The organism is Bacillus sp. B2-WWTP-C-10-Post-4 (genome assembly GCF_009183805.1).
GTDB lineage: Bacteria > Bacillota > Bacilli > Bacillales > Bacillaceae_G > Bacillus_A > Bacillus_A cereus.
Genome location: NZ_WEII01000141.1, coordinates 1 through 8,799 on the forward strand (window position 1 = coordinate 1; position 8,799 = coordinate 8,799).

The following is an 8,799-nucleotide window of genomic DNA, read 5'->3' on the forward strand; positions in this document are numbered from 1 at the left end:
GTTTAGATAATGATAAAGACGGCATTCCATGTGAAGATTATAAATATCCAAAGAGCACAAATACTACAACAGAAAATAAAGAAACTACTAAACCTCAAGAACAACCTAAACAAGAAAATACTAAACAAGAACCTGTTAAACAAGAAAACACTAAGCAAGAGAATTCAAAACAAAATAACCAAACAACAAATACTAAACAAGAACAAACTAAGCCTCAAACAACTGCAAAAGAAACAAAGAAAAATACTAATACAGTTGTGAAAAAAGAAACGAAAAAACAAGGTGAAAAATTACCTAATACAGCATCAAACGGTGTTACAATGATGTTAGCAAGCTTAGGATTAGCATTAGCTGGTTCTGTATTAATGTTCCGTCGTAAAAAGACAAACGCATAAAATAGTTCCTTAAAACGGCAGGAGAAATCCTGTCGTTTTCAAATGGAGTGATAAAAGTGAATAAAAAACAATGGATAGGCTTATGTTTAACTGTTATTGGACTTACTATCTTTTCCTATTATTTTCTAGAATGGTATAGTGCTAGACAATCAGCAGAGTCGTTAACAACTAACGAGGCTAAACAATATGAGACCTCCACACCTTCTAAAGAAAATGAAACGCAAAACATCAATCAAACAGAGACAGAGACAAAGATTGACACTTCATTACAAGAAAAACCTGTACAAATTCCTGCTTCAAAGGTAAACCATCAGTTAGGAGATAAAGTAGCATATTTAATTATCCCTAAAATACAAAAGAAATACTCTATATATTGGGGAGCTGATGATAAAGTATTAAAAAAGGGTGTAGGTATGTTTGTTAGTGACTTAACTACTACACCATCCGGAAATGGTCATACAGTTTTAAGTGGACATAGAGATACTGTTTTTACCGAGCTTGGTCAATTAAAGGAAAATGACCAACTTATCGTGGAATATGAAAATAAAACATATACATATGAAATTAACAAGCATTGGATAACAGATTCAGAAGATCGAACAGTTATTGTAGAAAAAAGTGAGCCAACATTAACATTAACAACTTGTTATCCTTTTGACTATATAGGAGACGCTCCAGATCGGTACATAATTGAAGCATCTCTACTTTCCATTCATTGAGGATGGAAAGTCCAATACACATTAATTTTAATAATATGTATTGGACTCCCATTCAAGTATCATTTTTCTCAATGAATAATTGGTATATTTTAGGGTATTTTTTACTATTTTTATGTTAAGATATTTTGGTTGATATTCATCTTATTTTAGGAGGTTGGAAAATCTGTTACATGCTTTTCATATGGATTTTAGTTTCTATACCGAAAGTATAAAAGTTTTAGGGTTATTAGGGAATTCTACTCGCTTATCAATTGTTTGTAAATTGATTACATATGGATCGTTGTCAGTTTCTGATTTAAGTAAGCAAACAAGAATTACAGAGGATTTGATTGTACAACATTTGCGTAAATTAGCCTTTGGAAATATTGTAATTAGTGAACGTATAGGGAAAAGGCTTTATTTTAAAATAAAAGATAATAAAACAATTGAGATTATTAAGGTATTAGGATTACTAAGTTAATTTTCATTACTTTCAATATAAATGATTTTGCTATAACTCAATTGTGCAAAATCACATTTAGCCTGCCTACGGAAATAGGGAGGTTTTTAATATACAAAAAGGCGCCCATATAAGGGTGCCTTTTCCAATAGTTTTTTAGCAGAAGCAACTGCATCCGATAATGATTAATAAAATAAACAATACAACTAATAAAGCGAATCCTCCAGCGAAACCGCAGCCTTCGCCGCAACTACCACCATATCCCATAACAATAGTGCCTCCTTTAGATTAGAGGGTAAAACTAGGGTTCATTCCATGGATTTTAATGGGTTCACTTTACCTTATGTTTTTAAGAATTAATTGAGCAGGTCCTTTTGAAAATAGAAAAAAGACGCCATAAGGTGCCTTCCTTTTAGGTAGATAAGACTTTAGTTTTCCAATCTAAAGAAATTTTGTATCAGCTCTTTGAGAGTATATCATGATATTCGCTTGATTTATTATGCATTATTACATATCATTGTAAATCCCTCTATTTTCCATTTGATAAAATGCAATCCCAATATTGTTAATAATTAAATAAATATTTCTACAAATTGAAAATATTTACAAAAGGTATAAAAGTGATACATTTAAGGTGCAAGTTATAAAAAATATTTAAGGGGGATTTATTATGTTTAAGAAATTAGTAGTAGGAACATTAACAACTGGTATCGTATTAACTGGAGGGATTGGAGCAACATCAGCAAGTACAGAAGGTGTAGATAATACTAAAAATTCAGCACCAATTATCCAACGTACCCAAATACTTAAAGATGATTTCAGTCTGATAAATGGTGAAAGAGAAGTATCGTTCGAGCATGTAAAAAAAGCAGATATGAGAGTTCATATGACAAACAATACTAAAGGTACACTTGATTGGTCTTTAAAAGACTCAAAAGGTAATGTTATTGGTTCTGGATCGTTAGCAGCAGGAAAGGGTTTTACAAATACGTACAATACTCTTCCAAAAGGTAAATATAAGCTTAAAGTTACTCACAGAAATGGTGGTTCTGGATCATTCTATGCAGCTGCTCGTACTTTAGACTAGTATATATAGAATCATCTTAAGTATATTAAAGAAGAACAATCAGGGAGTTTGAGGATTAAGGAGTTTTGTTATAATATCATCGTGCTAATGCAAAATCAAAAAAGGCCTACCTAGGAAAATAGGTGGGCTTTTTAATGCAGAAAAAAAGACACCCAAAGGTGTCTTCTGACTTGAATTAATATTTCAAACCGGACGGTTCGGTCTGAAATAGAGTTAAGATATTAACAAATTAATTTTCTTAATATTCACCTGTAGCATATTCTCTCTTATTCTTTTAGTTAAAAATAATAAATAGCAATCACTGCTAGCGAATTATTAATCATGTGCATTATAATTCCCACATATAAACGCCCGGTTAACTTATAAGTACAACCTAAACTAATTCCCAAAAGGAAATATGGAATTGTTTCTAAAGAAAGAAGACTAACATGCATACCTGCAAAAATAGCTGAAGAAACAAGTACACCTAACCAGGAATTTTTAAAAATTCCATGCTGTATAACACCACGATAGACAATTTCTTCACCAATGGGTGCTACTAGAGCAATAGAAAATGCGAAGACTAAAATGGGTAACGTTACTTGGCTTTCTAATTCAACTTGATTAGATGACTGAAAACTTATAAAGTCTGCTAGTAACAGCGGTAGGGATTTACATACTACAGTTAGTACTAGACCTAAAAGTAAGCTTTTTGGCAAACTCATCGTAAAATTATTTTGATTTGTAAAAGGCTCTTTAGATCTACGATAATAAAAATAAATTATTAGAACAACTAACAAATCAATTGCGTCAAACGAAATGCTCATCCCGCCAAACTGTTCATCACTAATGAAATAAACTAGTGCGATAAGTTGCTTTAAAATCATATAAAACACAAAAATCCCTAACGATATTGCCGACATTTTATTGAATCGACATTGTTTTTTTAATATACCAAACACAAAAAATCCTCCTTGAAATAATTTTAATTCGTAGAACATGATAACAAAGTCTAACTTCTTTTGCACTACTTATATAATAAAAATACAATTTAAATATATCTAAATTATATAATATCAACTTAGAAATATTTTAAATAAATGGTAATAGGGGTTATCATTTACTACACCTACGGAAATAGGCGTGCTTTCTATTCATAAAGAAAAGACACCCTAAGGAGCCTTCCTCCGACTTGAATCATCTTAATTTAAATAATATGGGGCCCGCTAACATATTAAAAAGTACACATTTACGAATCATGTCTGGACCAACTCTATCAATTTGCTATACTTATATTTGGAAGTTTTATACATATAGGTGAAGGAAGGAAATTAGTTGAGGCAAGTACGTGTTGATCCAGATAAAATGGAAGAGAATTTTTCACAGACAGAAAATATGAGCCGAATGATTATGTATGGGGAACTGTTTCTACAGTTGTAGGTGGCACTCCTAAAGTTATTGGTCGAGTATTTGGTAAATATGGAGAGTTAGAGCAAAAAGCGAAGGATTTAGGGAAAGTATCAAAGGTAACTGAAGAGATTGGGTGGAGTATGCCAAGAGGTGGCGGCGTCATTGATGGGCGTAAGTATACTGAACATGCGCTTGAAAGAATGGCACCTGATACAGTTCAAGTTCGAGCGGAGCTTACAAAACGAGCACGTGAGCGAGCTGAAAGAAAAGGGTATACATTCGGATCAGATAAATACATGGAAGAATTAAAAAAAGTTGATCCTCGAGGAATGACTCCAAATGTAGTTGAAGATATTATAAAAACGGGCACTCGCAAACCAGGAGACAATCCTGGTACTTGGAAATACGTTAGAGACGAAGGCTACGTAGTTATAAATGATAAAGGTGACGTTATCACAGTTGTTCCCGCAAAGAAAAAAGAATAGAATGAATAGCATAGTAAGTAATCTATGACAAAAAGGTTGAGGAATATTGGATATTAAACATGATAAGTATGAGTTACTAGAAATTTTCGAAAGCGAACCAGAAGATTACTATATTCCAGGTGCAGGTGCGTATCGATATAGTAAAATTGATAAACTTGGATTTGAACTGGTTATGAATATGTTCTATTATGATGCAACAGTTGAATTAATAATGCTATACGAAGACAAACGTATCATAGAAACCAAGATGGAATCAGTGAAAGAAATATATACTCGTAATGATTCACTATACATTCTAGGTACAGAAGAAAAGAAAAAAATCGAAGTAAAATTCAAGCCACATTTTACAGTTACAATAAATGAGTTTTAAAAACTTGAAATCAATGTTCGTAAATATTCTGAACATGCTTTAGAAAGAATGGCTCCGGATACAATACAAGTTCGAGCTGAATTAGAGGCACATGCCAAAAGTAGAGGGCTTGTACGTAGTACACAGAAATTTAAAGAATTTGTTAATCCTAGAGGTATCACAACTTCTGTAGTAGATTTTCTGTGCCTTTCCATTGGAAAATCAAGACTGATATAAAAAATGAGTAGAAAAAACAAGGCTTTTACTTCGTGGATACCACTACAAAGTAAGAGCCTTGTTTCATTATATTTGTTCATACAGTTTTCCTTGTAGTCTTCTGTTTTCATCCTTCAATCTCTTATTCTTTATCAATTTTTCGAACAGGTTGATAGCAAAAGTTTTTTATACAAAATAACATCAAAAAATACGTCTTGAACAAGTATGAAAAAAGAAAGCTGAAGGGCAAGTAATCCTTTTGGAATCTTTTTAAGAGAAAATGATAAACTGATCGGAGACATTTCATTAACTCAAATTGTTAGGGGAGACCTCCAAAGCTGTTATACGGGATTTACTTTAGATAAGGAGCATAATGCTAAGGGCTATACAATAGAGGCTCTTCAACTTGTTGTAGATTTCGCTTTTAGGAAATTAAAGCTACATAGAATGGAATCAGGAGCAATGCTTGATAATATAGCATCTATTCGTGTATTAGAAAAAGTCCTACATAAGGGGACTTTTTCTAATACATATAGATTAAAATAATAATAGAAATTTTTTATTTTTTTCCACAACTATTAATTAAATCATATTGTTTAGAAATCATTTCATTTCGAATTTGATTGAGATGTTTATTTAATGTTTCTTTTATTGCACTACCTGTTTTGCTTTCAAAACTTTTGTTTAATTCAATTCCTTGTTCAGATAAACTTTTGCATACATCATGAAATGCTTCTTTGTTTTTTTGAATGGCATGTTTTTGGCTTGCTACTATGCTATTTGTTTTGAATGCTACATCAGTTTTTAAAAGTGATTGTTGCATTTCTTTTTCTAATTGCTTTTTAACAGCTTGCAACTCATCTATAATAGTTCCAACTGCACCAACTGTAGCTTTTTCTATTTCTTTCTCTATTTTTTGAATTTCCCCTATAAAATCCATCATATTATCTCGCCGCCAGTCCTTCAAAATTTGTTCCTAATTGATTATCTTTATCTCGTAATGAATTAGCTGCATAAGCAATATCATCTCCAAAATGAATCAATTCTTTTTGTTTTTTCCGTAAAAGATGAATTAGTTCTTCTGCTAGTTGTATATCATGAAAATAGTCTTTTCCGTTTTGGGATATTTTTGCAACCTCTCTAATTGCTTCATCTACTTCATGTTCTTCTAACAGATGATATTTTCCTCCAGGTCCTGTCTCATGCTTCAATTGACTCTTTAATTTCGCAACTTCCTCTTCTTCTTGTTGTTGAAATCTTTCTATATTTCTAATAATATCAGATAATATATCGCTTATTTTTTGTATCTCTTTTGCATGACGAATGATATCATCTGGTTCTAATTCTAGTCGAACACTACCATTATTGTGGAACATTTCTAGAAATGTTGACATTGGATGTTGTCCCATAAATACAGCCGCGAGAATACTATCTGTTCCATTACTTTTTGTTGTAAATTGTTTACCAATCATAGGTGCTCCAAATTGATTGAAATTTCCTACAGCATCTTCTTTATGAGTATAATCTACTACTTTATTTTCCATTACGCCTTCATCTACTCGTTTTTTTGCTTTATCACTTAGTAATCTATAAATATTTGGTGCAGCATATGTTGTTGCATAACAATTCATTTCTGCTGCTACATACTGGGCTTCAGCAGCACCTTTACTATGTCCGGTAGTGTGAATAGAAGTAGGATTATATTTTTTCTTAATTTTTTCTGTAAATTCTAATGCACTATCAAATGATGTCGGAGCTTTTCCGCCTGCTACACCAAGGTTCTTTTTCTGTCCAAGTGTAATTTGAACTATATCTGTGGTTTTATCTCCATCGAATCTATCAAATTCAGTACCACGGAATGCAATGATTACATCGTCATACTGTTTTTTACCAGGCTTATACTTATTTGCAGGTACTACAGCGATTGCTTGTAATCCATTTTTCACTTTTGTGTCATCTGCATCAAATGTTTCTATAACTTTCCATTCTTGACCATTAGATCCTTTGATTTTTGCCTCTTCGTGCAAAAAATCTTTATTATAAACGTTATCTGATAGTTTGAAATAATCTTCATCTGTCGCAATTGGATTCTTTTTAAATTCACTCATATGTCTCAACTCATTTCATGGTATATTTTAACTATATTCAAATACAAGGGGATTTTAAATGAAAAAGAAATTGGTAATTGTTTTATCCATTATTTGTATTATAGCAGGAGGATATTTTACTATGGAATATTTAAAACAAAAAGAAATTGAAGAAAAGTTTTGGAACGAGCAAAAAGAACGAGTAGAAAAGTATATTCACTATAATATTAAAGATGTAAAATCGATTACATTTAGAGAACATAAGGTAAGTCCAATGGGCGTTCCTCATATAAGAGGTTATATAAATGGTGATAAGGGATTATGGTTTGATGCTGGTATAGGTACTACGGAAAATTTTGAAGATGATTTTGGATGTTCTGGGGAATTAGATAAACTTATAAAAAAACCTGATAAGTCGGTATCTGAAATTGAAAAAGAAGAGAAGGAAAAGAAACAAGAGTAGTCTTTGTACTATTCTTGTCTTCTCTATCCCATTTTAAGAAGAATACATTGGTAGGCTTTTTATAAGGAGATTTCTAATGAAGAAAGCAATGATTTTGGTTATATCTGCTGTGATACTCATAGCAGGAGGATATTTTACTATGGAATACTTAAAACAAAAAGAAAAAGAAGAAGAGTTTTGGAAAGTACAAGAGGCACGAGTAGAAAAGTATATTCACTATAATATTAAAGATGTAAAATCGATTACATTTACAGAAAATAAGATAAGTCCAATGGGGGTTCCTCATATAAAAGGTTATATAAATAATAATAAAGAATTAGATTTTACAGCTAGTATAAGTACAACTGAAAACTTTGAAGACAAATTTACGCGTTCTGGGAAATTAGGAAAACTTATAAAAAATCCTGAAAAATCAGTATCTGAAATTGAAAAAGAAGAGAAAGAAAAAAACCAAGAGTAGTTCTTGCGACTACTCTTGGTTTCTGTACCCTACTTTAGAAAGAGCATATGTTAACTAGCTTGGAATATAAGGGGATTTCCAATGAAGAAAGTAATGATTTTGATTGTATCTGCTGTGATACTCATAGCAGGAGGATATTTTACTATGGAATACTTAAAACAAAAAGAAAAAGAAGAACAATTTTGGAAAGTACAAGAGGCACGAGTAGAAAAGTATATTTATTATAATATTGAAGATGTAAAATCTATTACGTTTATAGAAAAGGGTGTAAGTCCTATGGGAGTCCCTAAATTAAAAGGTTATATAAACAATAATAAAGAATTAGATTTTATAGCTAGTATAAGTACAACTAAAAACTTTGAAAATAAATTTACGCGTTCTGGAGAATTAGATGAAATGATAAAAAAACCTGCAAAATCTGTATCTGAAATCGAAAAAGAAGAGAAAGAAAAAAAACAAGAGTAGTCTTTGTACTACTCTTATTTTCTGTATCCCATTTTAAGAAGAATACATTGGTAGGCTTTTTATAAGGAGATTTCCAATGAAGAAAGTAATGATTTTGATTGTATCTGCTGTGGTGATCATAGCAGGAGGATATTTTACTATGGAATATTTAAAACAAAAAGAAATTGAAGAAAAGTTTTGGAACGAGCAAAAAGAACGAGTAGAAAAATATATTCACTATAATATTAAAGATGTAAAATCGATTA

13 protein-coding genes and 3 pseudogenes are annotated in these 8,799 nt (G+C 31.4%); 11 read left to right on the forward strand and 5 right to left on the reverse strand.

Annotated features, from left to right (window positions below; translation table 11 throughout):
• The 3 genes from GBN78_RS26865 to GBN78_RS26875 all read left to right on the forward strand — a co-directional run.
• Positions 1-395, forward strand: a 395-nt coding sequence (locus GBN78_RS26865) for an LPXTG cell wall anchor domain-containing protein (RefSeq protein ID WP_152127895.1), incomplete at its 5' end; no start/stop codon positions are given.
• 56 nt (positions 396-451) lie between these two features.
• Positions 452-1,114 carry a class D sortase gene (locus GBN78_RS26870; RefSeq protein WP_001036104.1) on the forward strand — a complete coding sequence of 221 codons (663 nt, stop codon included), beginning with the start codon at positions 452-454 and terminating at the stop codon, positions 1,112-1,114.
• 181 nt (positions 1,115-1,295) lie between these two features.
• Positions 1,296-1,574, forward strand: a complete 279-nt coding sequence (locus GBN78_RS26875; protein ID WP_000347623.1) for an ArsR/SmtB family transcription factor — start codon at positions 1,296-1,298, stop codon at positions 1,572-1,574.
• A gap of 135 nt (positions 1,575-1,709) precedes the next feature.
• On the opposite strand, the gene GBN78_RS26880 is transcribed toward GBN78_RS26875, so the two are convergent.
• A complete protein-coding gene (locus GBN78_RS26880) occupies positions 1,710-1,820 on the reverse strand; it encodes a YjcZ family sporulation protein (protein ID WP_000540371.1) in 111 nt (36 codons plus the stop codon).
• Positions 1,821-2,223: 403 nt separating this feature from the next.
• On the opposite strand from GBN78_RS26880, the gene GBN78_RS26885 reads away from it, so the two are divergent.
• Positions 2,224-2,640, forward strand: coding sequence for a hypothetical protein (locus tag GBN78_RS26885; protein WP_000473854.1), 417 nt, complete (start codon positions 2,224-2,226; stop codon positions 2,638-2,640).
• Between the two features lie 278 nt (positions 2,641-2,918).
• Here GBN78_RS26885 and GBN78_RS26890 read toward each other — a convergent pair whose 3' ends face one another.
• Positions 2,919-3,581 (reverse strand): CPBP family intramembrane glutamic endopeptidase, encoded by a 663-nt coding sequence (locus tag GBN78_RS26890; protein ID WP_193224762.1) that lies wholly within the window; start codon positions 3,579-3,581, stop codon positions 2,919-2,921.
• A gap of 402 nt (positions 3,582-3,983) precedes the next feature.
• On the opposite strand from GBN78_RS26890, the pseudogene GBN78_RS31075 reads away from it, so the two are divergent.
• Positions 3,984-4,514: pseudogene (locus GBN78_RS31075) on the forward strand (hypothetical protein); the annotation flags it as partial.
• Between the two features lie 46 nt (positions 4,515-4,560).
• Positions 4,561-4,884 (forward strand): hypothetical protein, encoded by a 324-nt coding sequence (locus GBN78_RS26900; protein WP_000351757.1) that lies wholly within the window; start codon positions 4,561-4,563, stop codon positions 4,882-4,884.
• Here GBN78_RS26900 and GBN78_RS26905 read toward each other — a convergent pair.
• The gene (locus tag GBN78_RS26905) at positions 4,881-5,210 is read right to left on the reverse strand and encodes a hypothetical protein (RefSeq protein WP_000845490.1); all 330 of its coding nucleotides are present in this window, start codon (positions 5,208-5,210) and stop codon (positions 4,881-4,883) included. The genes GBN78_RS26900 and GBN78_RS26905 overlap by 4 nt on opposite strands.
• Positions 5,211-5,248: 38 nt before the next feature.
• Here GBN78_RS26905 and GBN78_RS26910 point away from each other — a divergent pair.
• Positions 5,249-5,625, forward strand: a pseudogene (locus GBN78_RS26910) (GNAT family N-acetyltransferase); the annotation flags it as partial.
• Positions 5,626-5,638: 13 nt separating this feature from the next.
• Here GBN78_RS26910 and GBN78_RS26915 read toward each other — a convergent pair.
• Together GBN78_RS26915 and GBN78_RS26920 are read right to left on the reverse strand one after the other, a co-directional pair.
• The gene (locus GBN78_RS26915; RefSeq protein ID WP_000968629.1) at positions 5,639-6,022 is read right to left on the reverse strand and encodes a hypothetical protein; all 384 of its coding nucleotides are present in this window, start codon (positions 6,020-6,022) and stop codon (positions 5,639-5,641) included.
• A 1-nt stretch (position 6,023) separates the two neighbouring features.
• On the reverse strand, positions 6,024-7,187 hold the full coding sequence (locus GBN78_RS26920) for an alpha/beta hydrolase family protein (RefSeq protein WP_001288649.1): 1,164 nt from the start codon (positions 7,185-7,187) through the stop codon (positions 6,024-6,026).
• Positions 7,188-7,245: 58 nt separating this feature from the next.
• Between GBN78_RS26920 and GBN78_RS26925 the strand changes: the two genes are divergently transcribed.
• The 4 genes and pseudogenes from GBN78_RS26925 to GBN78_RS26940 all read left to right on the forward strand — a co-directional run.
• Positions 7,246-7,629, forward strand: a complete 384-nt coding sequence (locus GBN78_RS26925) for a DUF1433 domain-containing protein (protein WP_000728343.1) — start codon at positions 7,246-7,248, stop codon at positions 7,627-7,629.
• A gap of 76 nt (positions 7,630-7,705) precedes the next feature.
• On the forward strand, positions 7,706-8,089 hold the full coding sequence (locus GBN78_RS26930; protein WP_000710032.1) for a DUF1433 domain-containing protein: 384 nt from the start codon (positions 7,706-7,708) through the stop codon (positions 8,087-8,089).
• An 81-nt stretch (positions 8,090-8,170) separates the two neighbouring features.
• On the forward strand, positions 8,171-8,554 hold the full coding sequence (locus tag GBN78_RS26935) for a DUF1433 domain-containing protein (protein ID WP_000757414.1): 384 nt from the start codon (positions 8,171-8,173) through the stop codon (positions 8,552-8,554).
• 76 nt (positions 8,555-8,630) lie between these two features.
• Positions 8,631-8,799, forward strand: a pseudogene (locus GBN78_RS26940) (DUF1433 domain-containing protein); the annotation flags it as partial.